At 58.9% G+C, this 18,835-nt stretch carries 22 protein-coding genes and 1 pseudogene; 9 read left to right on the forward strand and 14 right to left on the reverse strand.

What is annotated here, in order from left to right; translation table 11 throughout:
- The first annotated feature begins 92 nt into the window (after positions 1–92).
- The 3 genes from OKW44_RS26720 to OKW44_RS26730 are packed head-to-tail and all read left to right on the forward strand — an operon-like array spanning position 93 to position 1,911.
- Positions 93–683 carry an RNA polymerase sigma factor gene (locus OKW44_RS26720; RefSeq protein WP_018419073.1) on the forward strand — a complete coding sequence of 197 codons (591 nt, stop codon included), beginning with the start codon at positions 93–95 and terminating at the stop codon, positions 681–683.
- Positions 680–1,084, forward strand: a complete 405-nt coding sequence (locus tag OKW44_RS26725) for a hypothetical protein (RefSeq protein ID WP_018419072.1) — start codon at positions 680–682, stop codon at positions 1,082–1,084. Before OKW44_RS26720 ends, OKW44_RS26725 begins: the two co-directional genes overlap by 4 nt.
- A complete protein-coding gene (locus OKW44_RS26730; protein WP_018419071.1) occupies positions 1,081–1,911 on the forward strand; it encodes an ImmA/IrrE family metallo-endopeptidase in 831 nt (276 codons plus the stop codon). The genes OKW44_RS26725 and OKW44_RS26730 overlap by 4 nt, the downstream gene beginning before the upstream one ends.
- Positions 1,912–2,033: 122 nt before the next feature.
- On the opposite strand, the gene OKW44_RS26735 is transcribed toward OKW44_RS26730, so the two are convergent.
- Together OKW44_RS26735 and OKW44_RS26740 are read right to left on the reverse strand one after the other, a co-directional pair.
- Positions 2,034–2,540: a DUF4238 domain-containing protein gene (locus tag OKW44_RS26735; protein ID WP_018419070.1), complete on the reverse strand. Its 507-nt coding sequence runs from the start codon at positions 2,538–2,540 to the stop codon at positions 2,034–2,036.
- 96 nt (positions 2,541–2,636) lie between these two features.
- The gene (locus OKW44_RS26740) at positions 2,637–3,671 is read right to left on the reverse strand and encodes a hypothetical protein (RefSeq protein ID WP_018419069.1); all 1,035 of its coding nucleotides are present in this window, start codon (positions 3,669–3,671) and stop codon (positions 2,637–2,639) included.
- Positions 3,672–4,130: 459 nt separating this feature from the next.
- Between OKW44_RS26740 and OKW44_RS26745 the strand changes: the two genes are divergently transcribed.
- Positions 4,131–5,365 (forward strand): IS3 family transposase gene (locus tag OKW44_RS26745; protein ID WP_280784466.1). Its coding sequence is split into 2 segments (ribosomal slippage): positions 4,131–4,485 and positions 4,485–5,365, totalling 1,236 coding nucleotides; the frame shifts between segments, so codons are not numbered across the junction.
- Positions 5,366–5,522: 157 nt separating this feature from the next.
- Here the strand turns inward: OKW44_RS26745 and OKW44_RS26750 are convergent.
- Positions 5,523–5,693 (reverse strand): hypothetical protein, encoded by a 171-nt coding sequence (locus OKW44_RS26750; protein ID WP_018419066.1) that lies wholly within the window; start codon positions 5,691–5,693, stop codon positions 5,523–5,525.
- A 703-nt stretch (positions 5,694–6,396) separates the two neighbouring features.
- Here OKW44_RS26750 and OKW44_RS26755 point away from each other — a divergent pair.
- A complete protein-coding gene (locus OKW44_RS26755) occupies positions 6,397–6,732 on the forward strand; it encodes a hypothetical protein (protein ID WP_018419065.1) in 336 nt (111 codons plus the stop codon).
- A 1,221-nt stretch (positions 6,733–7,953) separates the two neighbouring features.
- Here the strand turns inward: OKW44_RS26755 and OKW44_RS26760 are convergent.
- Both OKW44_RS26760 and OKW44_RS26765 read right to left on the reverse strand, forming a co-directional pair.
- Entirely contained in the window at positions 7,954–8,322 is a 369-nt protein-coding gene (locus tag OKW44_RS26760) for a hypothetical protein (protein ID WP_018419063.1), read from the reverse strand.
- A gap of 305 nt (positions 8,323–8,627) precedes the next feature.
- Positions 8,628–9,155, reverse strand: coding sequence for a Uma2 family endonuclease (locus tag OKW44_RS26765; protein ID WP_018419062.1), 528 nt, complete (start codon positions 9,153–9,155; stop codon positions 8,628–8,630).
- A gap of 675 nt (positions 9,156–9,830) precedes the next feature.
- On the opposite strand from OKW44_RS26765, the gene OKW44_RS26770 reads away from it, so the two are divergent.
- Positions 9,831–10,319: a short chain dehydrogenase gene (locus tag OKW44_RS26770; RefSeq protein ID WP_239499023.1), complete on the forward strand. Its 489-nt coding sequence runs from the start codon at positions 9,831–9,833 to the stop codon at positions 10,317–10,319.
- Between the two features lie 562 nt (positions 10,320–10,881).
- Here OKW44_RS26770 and OKW44_RS26775 read toward each other — a convergent pair.
- The 9 genes and pseudogenes from OKW44_RS26775 to OKW44_RS26815 form a co-directional block, all read right to left on the reverse strand.
- Positions 10,882–11,208 (reverse strand): annotated as a pseudogene (locus tag OKW44_RS26775) (DNA polymerase Y family protein); the annotation flags it as partial.
- Positions 11,209–11,489: 281 nt separating this feature from the next.
- On the reverse strand, positions 11,490–11,792 hold the full coding sequence (locus OKW44_RS26780; RefSeq protein WP_026225554.1) for a PepSY domain-containing protein: 303 nt from the start codon (positions 11,790–11,792) through the stop codon (positions 11,490–11,492).
- Positions 11,793–11,935: 143 nt separating this feature from the next.
- Positions 11,936–12,664, reverse strand: coding sequence for a cytochrome c biogenesis CcdA family protein (locus OKW44_RS26785; protein WP_018419059.1), 729 nt, complete (start codon positions 12,662–12,664; stop codon positions 11,936–11,938).
- A complete protein-coding gene (locus tag OKW44_RS26790) occupies positions 12,664–13,050 on the reverse strand; it encodes a thioredoxin family protein (RefSeq protein ID WP_018419058.1) in 387 nt (128 codons plus the stop codon). Before OKW44_RS26790 ends, OKW44_RS26785 begins: the two co-directional genes overlap by 1 nt.
- A 221-nt stretch (positions 13,051–13,271) precedes the next feature.
- Positions 13,272–13,487, reverse strand: coding sequence for a GDCCVxC domain-containing (seleno)protein (locus OKW44_RS26795; RefSeq protein ID WP_084754010.1), 216 nt, complete (start codon positions 13,485–13,487; stop codon positions 13,272–13,274).
- A gap of 44 nt (positions 13,488–13,531) precedes the next feature.
- Positions 13,532–14,086 (reverse strand): DoxX family protein, encoded by a 555-nt coding sequence (locus OKW44_RS26800; protein WP_084754009.1) that lies wholly within the window; start codon positions 14,084–14,086, stop codon positions 13,532–13,534.
- Entirely contained in the window at positions 14,083–14,892 is an 810-nt protein-coding gene (locus OKW44_RS26805; protein WP_343219775.1) for an HvfC/BufC family peptide modification chaperone, read from the reverse strand. The genes OKW44_RS26800 and OKW44_RS26805 overlap by 4 nt, the downstream gene beginning before the upstream one ends.
- Complete coding sequence (bufB, locus tag OKW44_RS26810) at positions 14,870–15,760, reverse strand: MNIO family bufferin maturase (protein WP_018419055.1); 891 nt, start codon at positions 15,758–15,760, stop codon at positions 14,870–14,872. The genes OKW44_RS26805 and bufB overlap by 23 nt, the downstream gene beginning before the upstream one ends.
- Positions 15,761–15,775: 15 nt before the next feature.
- Positions 15,776–16,096: a BufA1 family periplasmic bufferin-type metallophore gene (locus OKW44_RS26815; protein ID WP_018419054.1), complete on the reverse strand. Its 321-nt coding sequence runs from the start codon at positions 16,094–16,096 to the stop codon at positions 15,776–15,778.
- A 92-nt stretch (positions 16,097–16,188) separates the two neighbouring features.
- On the opposite strand from OKW44_RS26815, the gene OKW44_RS26820 reads away from it, so the two are divergent.
- From OKW44_RS26820 to OKW44_RS26830, 3 genes are all read left to right on the forward strand, one after another.
- A complete protein-coding gene (locus OKW44_RS26820) occupies positions 16,189–16,890 on the forward strand; it encodes a sigma-70 family RNA polymerase sigma factor (RefSeq protein ID WP_239499022.1) in 702 nt (233 codons plus the stop codon).
- A complete protein-coding gene (locus OKW44_RS26825; protein ID WP_018419052.1) occupies positions 16,887–17,540 on the forward strand; it encodes an NrsF family protein in 654 nt (217 codons plus the stop codon). Before OKW44_RS26820 ends, OKW44_RS26825 begins: the two co-directional genes overlap by 4 nt.
- Positions 17,541–17,986: 446 nt before the next feature.
- Positions 17,987–18,802, forward strand: a complete 816-nt coding sequence (locus OKW44_RS26830) for a class I SAM-dependent methyltransferase (RefSeq protein ID WP_018419051.1) — start codon at positions 17,987–17,989, stop codon at positions 18,800–18,802.
- The last annotated feature ends 33 nt before the right edge of the window (positions 18,803–18,835 follow it).

An 18,835-nucleotide genomic window follows, 5' to 3' on the forward strand; every position in this document is an offset into this window, starting at 1 on the left:
TCCAGACGGCATCCGCGGACGCGGCAAATAAATATATTTTTAGCGTCCGTGAGGAGCAGCAGAGGAGTCTTGTAAAAGGAGTGTCCAGGGCAATGTCCGACACCGCAGAATTTGAGAGCAGACTGAGCAAAAGCGAAGTCGAAAATGAACTACTGCAGATGAGTCCGGCAGATTGGGCTCGAACCCAACGGCTCGCGAATTTCCTTTCACGTAGCCTCACAGGAATAACAGGCGATGACCTGCTCCAGGAAACACTTACGAAGTTGTTGAGCCAGGAGCGCGTCTGGAAGCGCGGACTCAAGCCGATATTGGTTCTATTCGTCGCGATGCGGGGCGTATCGAGCAACGACCTGAAGAAGGAAATGAGTGGGCCGGTGGACGCCTTCAAGGTCGTTTCTACGACTGACGAGGAGCCGGAAGATGCCAGCCGGGAGCATTTCGAGATGGGTGTATCGCACCACACGCCCGCAGTTTCGCTTATGAAACGTCAACTGTTGGAGAAAATCCAGGCGGACGTTAGTCAGGACGAAGACGCGCATTTGCTCCTGCTCATGTGGATGGACGGAGTTCGCGGCGCGGAAGCTGCTGCAGAACTCGGAATGGATGCAAAACGTCACGACGCCGCGAGGAAACGCCTTGCACGTCGCCTGGCACCTTACGAAATGGCGAGGATGCAGCAATGAACTCGACAAAGAAGACCGAAACTCACGATTTGCTCGCCGACGCTTTGGCGGCCGAACTGTTGGACATGTCGGATGAGGACGTGCTGGACGGCGCCGATGCTGCCTCGGCCAAAGCTCATGGCCTTCGTCTGCTGCAAGCCGCAAAGGCAGAAGCGGGACGCCGACGGCTGGCGGCCGCTCGGCAAGGGGCTGCAAACAGCCGCTCCCGGACCGGTCCGACAACTGCAGGCGTTTCTGTTGAGTCGGCGAAGGCCTACATCCTGCAAGCAATGAATGACGGCCGGTACACCTTGGCGGCACGCAAACTTGAGGAAATGACCGACGAGGACTTGCTGGGGCTTTACTCGCGCATAAGGCGATTGGACCTGCCAGACGGTTCGGGCGGGAGTTCCGATAAATGAGTCCAGGTGAGCAGGCCGAAAAGCTGGTCGCGGATTTCGGGATAACTTCGCCGGATGACCTAGACGTCGAGGCGTTCGCATTCGATGCGCGGCTCGAGGTTGAATACCAGGAACTGCAGGGGTGTGAAGCGACGCTCGTGGGCTTTGAAAATCGCGCGATAGCTACTGTCCGTCCTTCGACCGTCCTCGGCCGGCAGCGATTTTCGATTGCACATGAGCTCGGCCACTGGATGATGCACCGTGGCCGCTCGTTTCGCTGCCGCGTTGATGACCCCGGCGACAACTTGGCATCCAACAAAGATTATGAGAAGCACGCCGACGAGTACGCGTCGCACCTGCTCATGCCTCGGCCGATTTTTCAGCCTATGGTGAAGGCCATTGGGAAACCGGGATTCAGACAAATCAATGACTTGGCCGAAACCTTTCAGGCCAGCCGGACGGCCACTTGCATCCGGCTTGCACAAATAGACACCCTACCCATCGTCGTCGCCTGCTACGGGGAAAACGGATTGCGGTGGCATGTCCGTGCTCCTGATGTGCCCAAACGATGGTTTCTACGGGGTGCGTTGGATGACGACAGTTTTGCGTACGAGCTCGCCACCTCTTCCGGTGCCGAGATGAAGCAGGGCAAGCAGCCAGCCGAAGTTTGGTTCGAAAACTCCGATGCCGGCGACTTCGAGGTGATGGAGCATTGCGCGCGCGGGCGACAAGGCGAGGTGTTGGTGCTCATCTACCTTGTTGGTGCGGAGATGATGGAGGCCGGCTATGACCCGGACGTAGGCACACGCAGATATAGCGAGCGCGGCTCGTATATCAGTCGTCGGTAGCCATGGATTACTACAGGGCTGGTCTCAACTTCGCGGTCTCGTACCGCGCTTGCTCTCTGATACGCCGAATCCTTTACTGCTTACGGATGACGAGCGCGGCGCGTCCAATGTCCTTCGCCCCCTCAAGTAAGTGCCCCGCCTGCCGTTATCGTAGCCGGGGCAATCACAAAGAGAGAACAATGGCGCAGGAGTACAACGCAGAAATCGGCCGCGCGCTTGGATGGGACTTGGCGTACTACGCTGCCCGCAGCGTTTCCTTTTTGTGCGTAGACGTGCTTGCGGATTTTGTCTGTCGTTTCGCGAAGCTGCGTCGCCATTATTTCAGTACGGCCAATCTGCAATAGGATATATAGAATCAATGCGACGCGGTCGTTGTAACCCGCTGGCAGGGTATTGTCTTCTGAAATCTTTCTCAGCAAGGAAGCAGCATCGCCTTCGACCTGGCCGAGGGCGTGCTCGAAGTCAAGTGTCTTTCCGTAGAAGTATTCTTTGTAGCACTGGTTCGTTAAATTTGCCGACAGTATCTTTCTGTGTGACTTGAGGATGAAAGCGTTGATACTCTTCCCGTCAGCGCTGAACCGCTTGAGATAGAACTTCGGCACAAAGTGATGCTTTTTGTTGTCTGGCATAGCCTTGTGCCCTCGAAGTCCCGACTTGGTCGCAGTATGGCATAGTGCCTTTTGAAGGCTGATGGGCCTGAAGCCTCCGAGTCCAATTGGAATTCATCACTCGGTATACTTGAGCCGGAACTTCGAATGTGCATGTGCAACGTAAGCTAGAGGCCGCCGTTCTTGCACATGCGTTAGTCCTTGAACTCCAGTTATCGCCTGGTACGCGCTCACGGCGAAGGTTAGGCCCGCCACCGTCAGCCCCCCCGGGGTCGAAATGTCGGCCGAGGTAAAACTCATACCGCCAAGGAACAACGGAACCAAAGAACCGAAGGAAATCTTGCCCCAACTTGGCCGCATTGCATCAACGATTTCGTCGACCTGTTGACGGCAATCTTCGATAGCCTGTCGTGTCGCCATTTCTCGCAAGCTTGCAGTCTCTAGTCCGGCAATAAACGCACATTTGCTTTCTACAAGCCTTCGCAGAGCAGGCAAAAGGTGGCCTTTTCGCAGTTTGAATTGAACCAACTTTTCCAGCGTCACCACTTCGTTTGGAAAAGGAAGCAAGGCATCGAGCACGACTTGCCGGGCCTTATGTCTATGCACGTCACGCGAAACTGCGCGGCGCGGCGCGTCTCCCACGAACATGCTCGCGAAGGCCAAATCGTTGGTAACGGGCACAGCGTTAAGTTCACTGTTGCCACCGAGGCAGGAAGCAAGGTACGCCATGAACAGATTCGCGAATCGCACATCTACGTTGTACCAAGAGTAGTCCACCTGCTCGGCGAGCCCTCGGTCGACAAGGTATTTGGGAATGCCCCACATCTTCTCGACGTGAATTCGCGTGCGCACGTGTGCTCGTTCATTTTCGCGAGCATCCATGTGAATTGGACGTTTATTCAGGTGAGATTCGACGAGTTCGATAAACAACCTCTCGAATTCTTCGGTATTTTGGATATAACGAGAGGGAATCACTTGCTCAACCAATCCCACCTCGACGAGGTCCCGCATAAAGCTGCCGAGCTTTTCCGGGCGGTCAACGAATGCCATTGGAACTATTGAAGAGAGCTTGTCCCAATATAGCAACGTCTTGATGGTCCAGCGTTCATTCGGAACTGCAATGTACGGAAAATAGAGTGCATTGTCGTTCATGATATTTCTTCATCGGACTTGGCAACAATCGCCTGGTCTAGCTTCGACCGCGCACCACAGCGGGCGCGATTTCAAATCGTTTGGGAGCTTCGGTTGAGTCGTTCGTTCCGAACGCTCGTCAGCCCGCGGAAAACATTAGTATGACAGCCGGGCGCGACAGTAGCCTACCGAAGTACCGCCACTGCCTTAGGAAAGCAGTGCCCGCAATACATGGTGCTCAGCGACATTTCCCTTCCTAGATATTATTTGCCTCAAGCCGGGCAGGTCCGAGGGACAAGAGCTTGCTAAGAACGAGTGCGAGTCGACGCGACTGGCTTATATTAAAGCTGTCGTATCGAATCCTCCAGGCACACTTCCGGCTCACTATCGAACCGCTCTAGTGCTGCCCTGCATTCTGGAACGGCCCCGTCGAAAACCGGACACGAGGTAACGCTTAAACTTTAAGGTAGTCTTCCGCCTATGTTTAAGCCTAGCTCCCATGTAGAACCCGTTGAGGTTCTGACCCAGCCGGAACAGCGCCGGCGCCGCTCTGTCGAGGAGAAACTCGCGATAGTGCGTGAGACCTTCGAACCCGGAGCGAGCGTTTCCGGGGTAGCCCGTCGCCATCAGGTGAATGCGAACCAGGTGTTCGCCTGGCGCAAGCTGTATCAGGATGGCAGCCTGTCAGCCGTGAGTGCCGGCGAACAGGTGGTGCCAGCCTCCGACCTGGTCGAAGCGACGAAGCAGATTCGCGAACTCCAGCGGCTGCTGGGCAAGAAGACCATGGAAGTGGAAATCCTCCGCGAAGCAGTGGAGTACGGCCGGGCAAAAAAATTGATTGCGCGCTCACCATTGCTGCCGGGGGACGACCGATGAAGACGGTCTGTGAAGTCCTGGGTGTGTCGCGCTCTAATCTTGCGGTCAAATCGAAGCGCCCCGCCGAGTGGGTCGACCAGCGCAAGACGCCAGCCCTGGACGACATGCCGCTGGTCACCGAGCTTCGGGGGCTGGTTGCCGAGCTGCCCACCTACGGCTACCGGCGTGTGTGGGCGCTGCTGCGGCGAAGCCGGGACGCGCAGGCCCAACCTCGCGTTAATGCAAAACGGGTTTATCGGGTCATGCGTACCTACGGCCTGCTACTCGAGCGCCGGCCTTGTCATGCCCAGTCCGCACGCCGGCACGACGGCAAGGTCGCGGTGGAGCGAAGCAATGCGCGCTGGTGCTCGGACGGCTTCGAATTCCGTTGTGACGATGGTGCGCCATTGCGCGTCGTCTTTGCATTGGATTGCTGCGACCGCGAGGCCATGAGCTGGGTGGCGAGCACGGGCGGCTACACCGGTGACATGGTGCGTGACGTGATGCTTCAGGCCGTCGAGAACCGCTTCCACGGAGCGCTGAGAACCGACAATGAAATCGAGTGGCTTAGTGACAACGGTTCCTGCTACATTGCCGATGAGACGCTGAAGTTCTCGCGGGCAATCGGCCTGAAGCCCGTCACGACACCCGTCAGAAGTCCGCAGAGCAACGGGATGGCCGAGAGCTTCGTCAAAACGATGAAGCGCGATTATGTCTCGTGGATGCCCAAGCCTGACGCCAGGACGGCGCTGCAAAACCTGGCCATCGCGTTCGACCACTACAACGAATCGCATCCGCACAGCGCTCTGAAATACCGCTCGCCACGCGAGTTTCGCCAGCAAGCAAATTCACTAACCTAAGCGTGACCGCGTGTCCGGTTATGCAGGGGCGAGTCCAAAAGTTGGGACCCGTTGACTTATGCGCATACCCGCCACGGTTGTCCAGCTTCGGCATCGAACCATTGAGTCTTGCGAGCAGACTGTGCGCTGTACTTGCTGACTTCACCGACCTCGCGACTTACACGCCACGGGGGTCAATAAGTTCGATGGTTTCAACACTCTCCGGATGGTCCGCAGCTTGTCCGCCATTGCGCTCGACATCGCCAGCGGCCGCAACCTCGTTCGCCTGCACGCTTTCGGGGTCGCCATCAGTCAAATCAGCACGCACCTCCTCGCCAGCCGTCACCAACGCAGACTCACACCGAGCCACGAAACATCTCCCTTCAGCGAGCGTGGAGGCGTGTACCCACCATCCCCTCTGCGTTGCCGGTAAGCCGGCTCCGCAGGACGGTCGAAGCAAGACACTCACGCGCTTGCAAGACTAATGGGTCGGCGCGTCGAACAGGGACAGAAGCAGCCAGAGCATAATCGCCGGGCCCCCACTGTGGCAGGAGGAAATGCGGACGTTCGTTCGTTACTGCTCGCAAGAACGGTTTTTCTGGACCCTGCGCGGCACCCGTGTTCGCTCGTAGAGGTGGCATGGCGGCGCGATTCGTGCGCCGTCGTTTTGTCCGAGCGGTTGCTTCCGAGGTTGCGTCACCGACGTCAGTGAAAAGCGCGCCGACGATGAACACCGGACGGCCTGGCGAGTCCAATCAAATACCGACGAAAACACCTCCTATGCCGAAGAAAGAGGACGCCTGAAGAGAACCAGAAGCCAATTTCCGGACATCTCAAATTCGCGGACGACGCGCGATGTGGAGTTTCTTCTTCCTTCTCTGCTCGGATTCTCAGAGGTGTACGCGCCAATGGACATGCGTGCGCAGGGACCAATTTGAGGGTTGGCACCGTTCGCTGATTGTGCCGATGGGGGCTGTCGCCTACGCGTGAGCGCGTCAGCAAACTGGCGGCCCTTGAGGCTCGTGGTTGCGGGACAGACCAAGGAGCGGCAGATGGACGTTTCTCAATATCTGCAGGCGATGGAGCAACTTGAACGCGCGACGGAAAGCATCTGGAAGAATGCGCCGGAGCCATTCAAAACCCAGGCATTCAAGTGCGGCTGGGCGCTCGACGATACAAAGAAGCGCCTTCGCTCATGGGGTTACGATTTGCTTCGAGACCGCGACCGAATGTTGCTGGCTATGGCTGGCACGAACGCCCAGCGGCTGGAGGCACGCGGAGATTTTGAGAGAGCGTTAAAAGAGATTCAGGCCGCGATTCTCATCTTGCGCAATAGTCACGGCGGGCCGTTTGACGACATCGTCGGCGGTCCACTTACACCAGAGTAAGAGGCTGACTTGCGGCTCCGTGACCTCGGGCCGCCTGCAAGCGCGCCGACTATGGACACCGGACTCCTTCGCGAGTCCAATCAGATACCGCCGAAAAATCCTCCGTTACCTAAGAACGAAGACGACTAAGGAGAACCAGAAGCATGTTTTCGGGTCTCTCGAATCTTGCCGACAAGCCTTGTTTTAGGATTCTTCCCGCCCTCGAACCGCGCGCAGGTGCGTGAGCTTGCCAACAAGAAGGCTGCACTAGGCATAAGCGCGGTGGGGCTTCGAATCGGATTTGGCTGAAGTCTCGTACGTGCTCGTTGTGTCAAACTAGGCTTGATGCGTTTACCTGTGAGACGGTCTCAGGTTCCTTCTCATGCATCTCGAAGTAACAGTCAAGCGCGGCGAGCGTGATGTTTTCGAGCACGGCGGTGCGCGCTTCGCTCTACACCATGTTGCCAAGTGCTGTGACCTTGTAGCCCTGGTCGTCAAGACGTTCCTGGATTTCGTTGCAGCCTTCATAGATAGCGTCAAGCAGCATGGCCGGTCGCCGCTACCGAGTGGCGCAGCGCATCCGCGGACCAGCTCCTCAGAACATCCATTGCCCGCGTTGCGATGCGCCCCGACACGGAATAGGATTGCCTGACTGCCGCAGCAATGCGTGGGAGGCGAAGATGCATTTCTCGAAGAGACGGTCCAGCAATCGACGGTCGTGGGTCGCACCTCACGCGAAGGAACGAGTGAGTCAACGGTCTACCTTGTCGGCAACCTCTGTTCGAGAAATGGTGGACGCAGGTCGATGCGTGTCACTTGGGGAGGTTCCGCCCAACCGGCGCTGCTACCTCATCTACAGTAAAGTCGACGACCGCAGTTATGTCGTCGTGCAGGACATGGCTAACTGGGCTGTCATTACAGTTCTGCCCCTCTGGATGTGGAACAACGACGAGTTGTCGGAAAGTTCGCCGCAGGCAGACGAAGCTCGCAGGTTGGCGCTCGAACCACGCTCACGCCAGCCAAACCGAGAAAATGTCGGGTATCAGTCGCGACAGCCGACCGGCCTGTTCGGACGTCGACGATAAGCCCGGCCCGGAGCGTAACGATTCTCGCAGTTGCTTCGCGTAGCGGATTCGGTCTACGCCAATCGCCCACGCGCCATGAACGAAGGCGACCGGAGTAGCTTCTTCAGCATTGCAGGAGCAGGTTCAAGTTGTCAGTTGGACTTTGTTAGAACCTGATTCAGTGGGCAACCAGGCGGGTATGCCACCACGCCATGACGCTTGCCAGGAATACACCCCAGCACGCGCCAAGGGCAAGCATCATGAACGGAATGGCGGCGCACATCGTGTCGAACGAGAGTGCGCGCAGTACACGCGGCAATGCATACTGGTCACTGGCCGTGAGGAACAACGCGAAGAGTCCAGTAGACACAGCCGTGCGCCCGTGCATGAAGGCAGGGGCAACCCGCACATGGTAGCGGACGATGAAATATGCGAAAAAACAGGCGACGGCCGCAGGAGCGACCAGCAACAGCGAAAATAGCGCGTCGTGCTGGACTGCAAAGCCCATCAACGCCGCGTGCACATTGTCCAACGCTGCTTCCAACATTCTAGTTTGCCCTCGTGCTCTCTTCTCGCCGGTACCAGTTTCACCCATTTGCCGACATCGAACTGACCAGCTTGACAATTGAGAAAACAACTCCGCCATCGACAACTCGCTACCCAACCTGGCTGGTCGGTCTAATGTTGGCGAGCGGGTCAATATTGTGTTGGCGTCAGCACATGAAGCGCCGCGAGGTCAGAAACTCCTCGCTTATCGAAATTTCGACAACTTTGACCGGTACCGACTCTGAAACCAGGTCCGACTTTCACCACTGCTTTTAGGAGAGATGTTTCGAGCGATGCCGATGTACGTCACGCCCACGCGAAAAACATCGGGTCCGGTTCGAGGGTCACGCGAAACAAGGATGACGAACGCGGACCGTCTAGCCCTCGAAATTCAACCTTCCCGAGGGGGCCGACGATGATGACTTCCTGTGCACCGCTGTTGAGGTAGGCGTCAGCCTTGCGCTCAACCTGGTCGGCGTCATTGTCGTCCGCGACCACCTCGATGCACAGGTCGGGAACGGAAGGTAACGGGGCGTCCGAATCGATTTCCGGCCACTTCTCCTCGGGCATCCACACGACGTCGGCGATGCGGATACCGAACGACCGGGTTGATACCGGCTGACGCATCGCCACGCGAGGCCCCAACTGCGAGGCAAGCTGGCAGAACATGTCGGTGACCAGGAGTTGATGCCATGGACACACCCGTCGATGGTCGACGACTCGTCCCAGCTGGTCGACTTCGTATCCGACCCGTCCGTCGCTGGCCGCGTGAGCATTCAGGTTTCGCCATACTGCCAACAGCCTGTCTGGGCCCGAGAGATTTTGCGTTTTCATGGTGCTCTCCGCCAAAGAGACAAGCCCAGTGTATACCCTCGCGGAAGCATTGGGTCCAGGTCGACTGCCTCAACGTTGCGGATACCCGGACGACCAGGAGTGCACCGTCCACTCCAACGGCCAACGGGCGCCGGCCCCATATGAGCGTGGCGCTCATCGGATGCAGGGGGTACCTCGCTGAGCCCACGGTCGCCAGCGTCAGACCATCGGCGAACACCGCTACACTTCGCGACGGCGGATGAGCATGCCGGCTGGCCGAGCGCGCTCATGCAAGACCGTACAGTCCCACGACGAGCATGGGATGGTCAGCTGCTCAGCCGCCGATAGGCGCCCAAAAAATGACACACGAAGCCCTGCTTGTCACCAAGTTTGTCGTGAAGCAGGCAAGGTTACGATGCGTATCAGCGTAGGAGGGGTTGAACTCAAGGCATCGCTCGTAGCCCGGTCAGCGTCATCCAGTCGACCTCCCCCCGCTCGAACGGTAGTACGATATTCGCTCGTCTGCACGCTGAGCGTGATGCGTCGCTCCGCGGTGGCGTGACCCTTCCGGATAAGGAGGACCTATGCGCGTGCTGATAGTTGGCGCAACCGGACTGCTCGGCAAGGAAATCGTTCGCCTGCTCTCGTCCGACCACCCAGGTTATTGGCGCGAGCCGCAATGGCCCGGACCTGTCAGTGGACCTCGCAGACAAGGCGTCCATCGTGGCAATGTACCGGCAACTCGGAACCGTTGATGCCGTGATTTGCGCCGCAGGTGCAGCGAAATTTGCACCGCTTGATTCGCTGACCGACGAAGACTTTGCGTTTAGTCTGACGAACAAGCTGATGGGACAGGTCAATCTCGTCCGGTGCTCGGTTGGTCACATCGCACAAGGCGGGTCCCTGACGGTAACCAGCGGCATTCTCTCCCTGCATCCGGTCACAGGGAGTGCCGTAGTGGGCATCGTGAATGCAGGGGTCGAGGCGTTCGTCCGGTCCGCAGCTCTCGAAATGCACGGCAACGCACGCGTTAACGTCATCAGCCCAGGCTGGGTTTCAGAAACACTTGCCGCGATGGGGCAGGCCTATTCGGCAGGTACTCCCGCCGCGGTGGTGGCGCAAGCGTACAAGCGAAGCCTGGTCGAGGACATCACGGGACAGGTCATCACAGTCAAAAAATCGTGAAAGCAGCGCCGCCGCCGTTCAACGCGCTGCCGTCGCAGCAACGGCAGCGCCGGTAGCCGAATCAATCGAACGTGACGGGCCAGTCATGCGGTGTGCTTCTTCGTCGTGTAACCGCAGCCAGGCGAGTATCATCGGAACAAGGTTCTTCCTGTGGCCAAAGGAACTGCTTGAGACGGAGCTCAACCGCAATGCGCTTGCGTCAACCGTTCAGCACGACCTCTTTGATGGCAACCCTGACGGCTGGAACGCATACGTCGCTCACATTAAAAAGAAAGTGCGTTGGTTTGGAATCGGACTTCCCGAAGTGAAAGGGAACGTGTTGCCGGGACGGGTGGGCAGTGTCGCAGGTAAGACGACACCTGTCGAGCCAAAGGACCCAGTTGTGTCACCCGCAGAGCGAGACCTACGTAACGAGAAAAAGGGCTGGCCCTGGCCAGAGCCGAGGTCGACGTCATGAGGCAGGCAACTTGGGGCAGTCACCTCCGAAGTTAAAGCGCCAATGGCTTTCCATCATTCGTCGCGATGGAAAGTGATACCGAGCAGGCAGTTGAAGCAGAAGTCACGCAGCGAGGCGATGCTCAAGCGATGCCAGTTTCAATACGCGCCGGTTACCATATTTCGCGAGCAGCCAGGCGCCCTGGCCAGTCGGCGCGGCGCTAATTCGTGCGGTAAAGCCAAGTGCATTGAGGACAGCCTTCGCTTCGCGACAAAGCGCGAGCAGACCGCCGAAGAGCCGCAGACTTGCGCCGACCTCGACGACGACCGTCGCATCATCGAACAACGCGCCTTCGGGCGAGAAGCGCTTCAGAACGACACCCACCTCCCGTTGTGCGGCGCCCTCGCGGCCCATGTCGCGCTCATGCATTTCCGTCTCGGGCGACAGCGTCACGCGCGGCACATGCCCGAGTTCATCCTGTAGGCGCGGAAGCGGTTGTCGTCTTGGACGATTAGTAGGCGCATACGTCGTCTCTTCAACTGCAGAGTGTGCGCCAGTCAAGCTTAGGGTTTTCTTATCCGGACATGGGAGGAGAACGCACCGATGCTGCCCGCGGATACACTCCGGAGCGCAGAAATCGTCGAGAAAGGAGCTTCGCGGGCTTCGAGTGTGAGGGGTTAACGCCTATCAGCCAATAGACATGCAAAATTCCGGCACGACAGGACGCCAACGCATCAGTCAGGGTTGGGTCCTTCCAGCTTGTTTTCCAGAACGGTCCCGTCATGAGCGTCAACTCCGACCTCCTGAGTTGCGTGTCCCGTGCGAATATCGAAGGAATACCGCAATCCAGTGCCCCCAGCCTCTCTTTCCAGTTCTTCATCGACGATTTTTCCCGGATGCGCCTTGAGAGCGATAGAGCGCGCTTCCGCAATGCCAATCTTGGCATTCTTGGCGAGTTGTTCGCCATTGAACGCATGTGCTCCGACACTTGCAACGAACAATCCGCATGTCAATCCGATTCCGAAAAATTTCTGCATCTCATCCTCCATGGTGGCTTTGGCTTAGATTCGATGCTGCTCCGCTTAACCTTAACGGTTGCTTACGGGGGCGTAGCGACTTGCTCGTCAACTTGACGTCGGGGACGCCGATTCCTGGGTCATTGCCGCGGGTGCGTTGCCAGTCACAAAGCCGTCGTGAAAGCAGTCAGCCATTGTGGACTTGCTGAGAGAATGGCCGTCTCGAGCACCTTGTCCAGTCCGGTGAGCGCCAGTACGCCGAATGCGACGAAAACGGCTCCAAAGACAGCCTTTCCGACCCGCGCCGCAGAATCAAGTCCACCGCGCCACCTTGTCATCGACGCTCGCGAAAGCGCACCCAGTATGACCAGTGGAAGGCCGGCACCAAACCCGAACACCATCATCAGGAGAGCGACATCGCCAAGATTTCGTCCTTGGGACGCGAGCGTGGAGGCCGCCCCCAATGTCGGGCCAACGCACGGTGTCCAAACGACCCCTACGAGCAGTCCAATAGCGAACTGACCGGGCAGGGTATCTCCCCTTACCTTGCTCAACCACCTCTGCCCTGCGCCGCCGAAGCGCGCAGTCGCACGAGTGAAGATGACCTGCAGGCGGCCAGAAAGCATCACCAGCCCAAACAAAATCATCAACAGAGCCGCAACGTTGCGAAAGACACTGCCATCGAAACCGAGCGATATGCCCAGCGTCGCCAGAAAAATGCCGATGGCTGAAAAGGAAGCACCCAATCCGAGCGCGAGTGCAATGACAGCCATCCGGTGCGCCGACAACGCCGACGCGATGAGAACCGGAACCAACGGCAGCACACAGGGGGATAACGTCGACAGCGCGCCTGCAGCGAAGCTCAGTCCGTATGCACCCACTCCGAAGTTCATCACAAAGCCTTTGCGAAGGTATCCCTGATATCCCGCTCGCGCGTTTGTCCAGTCGACCGGGCGGCTTCGTGGCCACCTTTGAACACAACGAAGGTCGACTGTTGCGTCACCTTCATGGCCCGCTTCAACGCGACTTCCTTATCGTAGTCGGCCACGAAGATAGTCACCTGTTTCATGTCCGGTTGCGCCGAGAGGTGGTCCACAATCGGTTGCTGCATCTTGCAGGTGGGGCACCACGTCGCGTGGAAATAGACAATGAGCGGCTTCCCGGCGGCGTTCAGTTGGTCAAACTGCGCCTGATTAAACGGCTGTTCGCCGCCGACCGCGCCGCCAGCGGCAAAGCCGAGCATGACAACTAGAAAAATCCGCGCTATCGCTTTCCACATGTTCAATCTCCGGTTACGGGCGATACAGACGTATTATTCATTTGACAGAGAAGGCCTATGGCGCATTTCGCAGGCGAACACGACGCGCAAATGCCGCCTGCGCTCGGTCCCCAACAATCTGCGTATCTCCGGCTTTCTGTGCCCATAGACCTGCCGGATTCATACGCCCCCCGGTGGGACCCGGGCGGAAGAGCCGAGGCCGCGCAGTTGACGTTGGCAAATCAGCAGACCCAGCACGCACCTGCCTGTTGTACCGGAGGACACGCCGTAGTGCCATACGAGCAGTAAACACAGCAATCCCCTGCCTTCGGCTTGAGAACCGTCTTGCAGCGCTCGCACTCGTAAAACCACACGCAGGCATCGACGGGCATCATTTCTTGTTTGGCGTACCCGCACACCGGACAGGTGATGGTCGATTCATGTATGACTGTCTTCATCACTTCGTCTCTCTTAACCTGGACGGATTACCTGATTCTTCCCGTTATAACCGTCGAACGGAAGCATCACCCAATGACAAAAAAGACCCGGGCTCAGTCTGCGGACGACGTGACCCATTGTCGGAGACGGTACTGAGGCGTCTATATAACAGATGGTCCACTGACCAGTTGCCCGCGCCCCGGCACAGCAGAACCAGCAGCATGGCGGCCCACTGGATGTGCGTGGGCCACGCAAGCGGATACACAAACACCTCGATGACGGTCGTCATGCCGAGTAACACAAACGCGACGGGTCGCGTGGCCAGGCCCAACACCAGTAGAACCGGCGTGGTCAGTTCGATTGACACCGCGACGTACGCAGCGAACTCCGGTGCCAGCAACGGCAATCGATAGTCTTCCCTGAACAGTTCGAGCGCTGCATTCCAGTCAGCCAGTTTGGTCATCGCCGAATTCCAGAAGACCGTTGCCACCGCGAATCGCAGTGGGAGCGCAAGGACCGTATATGGCACTCGCTCCAGCCATCCAATGACGTTCCGTATGCGGTCGTTCAGCGTCGACCCGCGAGAGGTGTTAGAGGCGGATTGGGTTTCGCGTGTCATGTGGCCTGGCTCCCGATTGTCGGACCGCATGCCTGATTTGACATGCGTACTTCGGTAAAGCAGCCTGATGCCAAGAGCGATGCGAGCCAAACGTGCACTTCTCTATTCGGCGCCCCGGCAAGCGCGCCGTGTAACGGGCGGCCCGCAAACAACGCCGTCGCAAACCGCCACTGCCACTCAGCTATCTGCCTGACCTCTGCGCCAGTGGTGCTCCGGTAAACATGGAGCCAGACCGGGCCGGAGGCCAGATTGATGTCCGCCAGTGCGCCATCGTCGCGGGTCAATACTGCGCGCCAGATGGCATCGACTGGATAGTCGGACTGAAGTAGTCGTACAGTCGTGTTCGGCACGAACCGAACGGACTTCAGCCCGCTGTCGTTCAATCGCCCAAGGCGCTGCAGGTCAAGCGGTCTTGCGTCTGGTGCATGCAGCACTCCGTTCACGGCCCATTCGAGGCGCGCGGTATCGGGCAGATAGTCGAGTGACGCCGCTTCTGGCATCTGTGCGAGGAAATCCGGGAACGTCGCACCGTAGTTATGGAGCTGCGCGTGCGACGGTGGGCATTGCTCGATGAACAGCCGGGCGGCCCCTTCAAAGAATTCTTCTCCAACCAGAGCCTGTACGGCCGGATAGGAAAGCTGCAGCGCTTTCAGCAGCGTACTGTTCACCGTATTCCGATAGATGGCGAACCGTGCTTGCGGGGCCAGCCCTTCGGGCATCACGTATTCAGCAGCACCGCCGTCAGCAAGACCGAGCAGGTCGCCGCGGACCGCGCGTTGCAACTCAAGCAGCGTTGGCGCATACATCGGCATTCTGCTGCCCCTCTATATTGGCTTGCGCAATCGCAGCCTCCTCCATCAGGACGTCGAGCGCTGGCACGTCCGTGTCCCACTCGATGAGGGTGGGAACCGGTCCGAAGCGCCTGAGAGCCTGCTCAAACAGGTCCCACACGGGAGGCGCGACGCGCGAGCCGTGGTCGTCGATGCGAATAACCTGACCATGGTCAAGCTGCCGCACGCTGTGCCCGGCGAGGTGAATCTCGGTAATCGCCGCTGGTGGCAGCGCATCCAGGTAAGTCAGTGCGTTCCAGCCATGATTGCTGGCGCTGACATAGATATTGTTGACGTCGCAGAGGATGCCGCACCCGGTGCGACGCGCGACCTCTGCCATGAACTCCCATTCCGGGATGGTCGAGTGCCGGAACCGCAAATAGGTCGACGGGTTCTCTATCGAGATTCGCCGCTGCAGATGAGCCTGGACCTGGTCGACGTGAGTACAGACAACGGCAAGCGCCTCTTCCGTCAGCGGCAATGGCAACAGGTCGGCGAAGTAGGTGCCACCGCTCATGCTCCAGGACAGGTGTTCAGAAACCAGTCCCGGCTCCACGCGCCCAACGACGGCGCGCACGCGTTCCAGATGCGCCGCGTCCAGGCCTTCGGCGCTACCCAGCGAGAGGCCGACCCCGTGGAGAGAGACAGGGTAATCGCAGCGTATGGCATCCAGATAGCCCGGCGCGCTGCCTCCCCCCGTGTAGTTCTCGGTATGCACCTCAAACCACGCGACTGGCGGACGCACTTCGACAACCTCTTGATGGTGCCGGAAGCGCAGCCCAATCCCGGCACGCGCCGGAATCGGGCTGAGCGCATGTTGCGACGCAGCAGAAGAGGCAGACATCGACTGCTCCTTTGCTTAGGCCGGCTTCAGCTTGCCGCCCTGGATTTTGCCGCAATCTCCCGCGGGGAGCAGAACGAATGACCTAGCGTCGCGTGCCTGGGTGGCCTGGCCGGCGCAGGAGTGGGCGCCCTCCGCGCAGTCGTTCTTCGACACGGCGTTGACGCCGTAACACTTCTCGAGTTTGTTCTGCTCCATCCGGGCCATGTTGTCCTTGACGACCTGGGGCATCTTGCTCATGTCCTTCATTTCCTGGGCCTGGGCCGGCAGTGCCTGTAGGGCAAGCGCTAGGCCGATTGCCGACGACAGGGTCGAAGCGGCCATCACATGTCTGTTCATCACGCATCCTCCTGAGGGTTGCGGCCCGGCATCGGCCGTGTAGAGAAGTTCGGCCGGCCACCGCGAAAGGTTACGTCTCAGGAAAACTTTTTTTGGATGACAAACTGTCCCCTGAACCGCAAAATTTCGGGATGCGCCGGCATTCACACTCGCCCAGTCCCGTTCCAGGTTCCGAGAGAGAGGACCGGAAGTCAGCTGCGCCGTGCCGACAGACCGGGCCGCTGGCCAACCGTTCTGACGGCACGCTGGACTGGTCCACTGCGATGGCGAGAGCACAGGCGGGTGACAGGGAGGCCTATCGTCAGCTGCTCCAGGACATCACTCCCTATCTTCGTGCGCTCGCAGCACGCCACATCCGCAATGGCGCGGACATAGAGGACACGGTTCAGGACGTGCTGCTCACCGTGCACGCCGCGCGCAACACATACGACCCGGCCCGCCCGTTCGGGCCATGGCTGGTCGCCATCGCCAACCGGCGCATTGTCGATGGACTGCGGCGGCGCGGTCGCATCGGGTCACATGAAACCCAGGTGGAAACTGACCTAGAAACCTTTTTTTCTGGTGCTGCAGCGAACTTACAGGAAGAGGCAATGAACGACCGCCTCGTCAGGGAAGCGATTGAACAGTTGCCGGTCGGACAGCGTGATGCCATGCGAATGCTGAAGCTCGAGGAAATGTCTCTTCAGGAGGCTGCGGCTGCGAGCGGAACTTCGGTTGCAGCGTTGAAGGTTGCCACTCACCGGGCAATGAAACGGCTGCGTGGACTGTTCCTGCCGCGAGGTAGCAAATCATGACGCGGACCCCCGAACTGATTGACGTGCTGGTTGCGGACGCAACGCCGGTCCGGCGTCTGCGCCCGCCCGCGGCGAGAGCCGCATGCTGGCTGCTGTTTGCGGGAATGGTGATTGTTCTCGTCGGTATCGCGCATGGGGTGCGTGCGGACCTGGCGTTCAAACTCCATCAGCCTCTCTTTGCAATAGGAGTAGCCGCAGCGCTGACGACGGGAGTTCTTGCCGCATTGGGGGCATTTATCGCCAGCGTGCCGGGTCTGTCACGTCGCTGGCTTCTGTTGCCAGTACCGGCCTCGTTCGTCTGGGTGGCGACGATTGGCTATGGCTGCCTGACCAGCTGGGTCTCCATTGGGCCGGACGGTATGTCGTTGGGAGAAACGGCCCGATGCTTCGCAACACTGGTGCTGGTCAGCGTACCGCTCTCCCTGGTGATGCTCATCATGCTGCGCTACATAGCTCGCCTCTCCCCAGGCCCGGTGACGATGGCAGGTAGTCTCGCGGTCGCCGCAATGACTGCGGTCGCGCTTTCAATGCTTCATCCGCTCGATGCGACGGCGATGATACTGTTGTGGAATCTCGGGGTGGCTGCGCTCTTTCTTTCGGTGAGCGGTCGGTACGGCCAGCGGATTCTTGTCTGGCTGACGCGGGGCTAATGCGCCTGTGAGCCGTCAAAGCTCCAGAAGGCGTTTCCTCGGGCCGGCGATGCGCTCCCATGCGGGTTGCCCGTTACCTGGATACAGCGCATTGGCGTTGCGCGGGGCATGTTCGAGGTGGGAGATGGCACACCGTCTGAGGATGCCGAGGTAGTAGGGCTGTTCCAGTCTGATGACAAAGCTAGCCCGCGCTAGGAAGTCCGCCGGAACAGGGTCGAATACACCCGGGGCTGTCTTTTGCGCAGCGACGCTATGCGTCGTACAGCGAACCCCAATTTGATATCAATTGGCCCTGCCAACAGGCGACGTTGTTGGTGCGCCGCACCACATAGTTGCTCGCGCTTCAGTCGTCAGTCTGGATTGTTCCCTCAATAGACAGACAGTACCTTTACGAGGAACATGAAGGCCCTCTAACGCGCCAGGGTGCCGAACGAGTGGAGGCAAACATGGGACAAGTCGACTTCAGCGCATTTGAGCACGAAGGCTGGGAGCGGGTCGCGCAGGCCTATGACGAGTATTTCGGTGATTTGACTGCTCAGTCGAACCACGCGATGCTCGAGGCGCTCGGCATTCAGCGAGGTTCGCGTTTTCTGGATGTAGCATCGGGCCCAGGCTACCTCGCTGCTGCAGCCAAGCTTCGCGGCGCGGACGTCGCTGGCGTGGATTTCTCCTTCGCGATGGTCGAAAAGGCGAAGCGCGTTTTTCCGGGGCTTGAGTTTCGCATCGGCGACGCGGAGGATTTGCCCTTCCCCGATGAAAGCTTCAACGCAGTGGGCATCAGTTTCGGCATGCTGCATTTTCCGCACCCCGAGCGCGCACTCTCGGAGGCGTTTCGTGTGCTGCAACCTGGCGGCAGAATCGCCTTTACGGTCTGGGCCACACCGGACAAGGCAGTCGGCTTCGCGATGGTATTGAATGCAATCGAGAAGCACGGGACAACCGATGTGCCCGTGCCGCCGGGACCGCCCTTCTTTCGGCTCAGCGATTTGGAGGAATCGAAGCGCATATTGCTTGATGCGGGGTTCGTTCAACCGCATATGCGCGAGGTGGACTTGACCCTTGTGCTTCGTTTGCCGGATACACCGTTTCACGCACTCATGCGCGGTGGCGTTCGAGTCGCCGCGATGCTAAACGCCCAGACGCCGGCCGCGCTGGCGTTGATTGAACAGGCCGTCGCGCACGACGCAGAGGCATATCGGAACGACGCCGGAGAGCTGCGGATTCCCATGACCTGCGTCTTGGCTTCCGCACTCAAGGCCTAGGGCCAGCCGGTCTATACAAGCGGGTCGGTACTT

It is taken from the genome of Paraburkholderia lebeckiae, assembly GCF_050436325.1.
In the GTDB taxonomy this organism is placed as follows: domain Bacteria; phylum Pseudomonadota; class Gammaproteobacteria; order Burkholderiales; family Burkholderiaceae; genus Paraburkholderia; species Paraburkholderia tuberum.

Coding starts and splice junctions, on each gene's coding strand:
- OKW44_RS26760 (WP_018419063.1), bottom strand. CDS start 8,322: ATGTTGGAAGCAGCGTTGGACAATGTGCACGCGGCGTTGATGGGCTTT.
- OKW44_RS26765 (WP_018419062.1), bottom strand. CDS start 9,155: ATGAAAACGCAAAATCTCTCGGGCCCAGACAGGCTGTTGGCAGTATGG.
- OKW44_RS26730 (WP_018419071.1), top strand. CDS start 1,081: ATGAGTCCAGGTGAGCAGGCCGAAAAGCTGGTCGCGGATTTCGGGATA.
- OKW44_RS26785 (WP_018419059.1), bottom strand. CDS start 12,664: ATGAACTTCGGAGTGGGTGCATACGGACTGAGCTTCGCTGCAGGCGCG.
- OKW44_RS26740 (WP_018419069.1), bottom strand. CDS start 3,671: ATGAACGACAATGCACTCTATTTTCCGTACATTGCAGTTCCGAATGAA.
- bufB (WP_018419055.1), bottom strand. CDS start 15,760: ATGTCTGCCTCTTCTGCTGCGTCGCAACATGCGCTCAGCCCGATTCCG.
- OKW44_RS26825 (WP_018419052.1), top strand. CDS start 16,887: ATGACGCGGACCCCCGAACTGATTGACGTGCTGGTTGCGGACGCAACG.
- OKW44_RS26790 (WP_018419058.1), bottom strand. CDS start 13,050: ATGTGGAAAGCGATAGCGCGGATTTTTCTAGTTGTCATGCTCGGCTTT.
- OKW44_RS26735 (WP_018419070.1), bottom strand. CDS start 2,540: ATGCCAGACAACAAAAAGCATCACTTTGTGCCGAAGTTCTATCTCAAG.
- OKW44_RS26720 (WP_018419073.1), top strand. CDS start 93: ATGTCCGACACCGCAGAATTTGAGAGCAGACTGAGCAAAAGCGAAGTC.
- OKW44_RS26725 (WP_018419072.1), top strand. CDS start 680: ATGAACTCGACAAAGAAGACCGAAACTCACGATTTGCTCGCCGACGCT.
- OKW44_RS26800 (WP_084754009.1), bottom strand. CDS start 14,086: ATGACACGCGAAACCCAATCCGCCTCTAACACCTCTCGCGGGTCGACG.
- OKW44_RS26815 (WP_018419054.1), bottom strand. CDS start 16,096: ATGAACAGACATGTGATGGCCGCTTCGACCCTGTCGTCGGCAATCGGC.
- OKW44_RS26830 (WP_018419051.1), top strand. CDS start 17,987: ATGGGACAAGTCGACTTCAGCGCATTTGAGCACGAAGGCTGGGAGCGG.
- OKW44_RS26805 (WP_343219775.1), bottom strand. CDS start 14,892: ATGTATGCGCCAACGCTGCTTGAGTTGCAACGCGCGGTCCGCGGCGAC.
- OKW44_RS26755 (WP_018419065.1), top strand. CDS start 6,397: ATGGACGTTTCTCAATATCTGCAGGCGATGGAGCAACTTGAACGCGCG.
- OKW44_RS26780 (WP_026225554.1), bottom strand. CDS start 11,792: ATGCAGAAATTTTTCGGAATCGGATTGACATGCGGATTGTTCGTTGCA.
- OKW44_RS26795 (WP_084754010.1), bottom strand. CDS start 13,487: ATGAAGACAGTCATACATGAATCGACCATCACCTGTCCGGTGTGCGGG.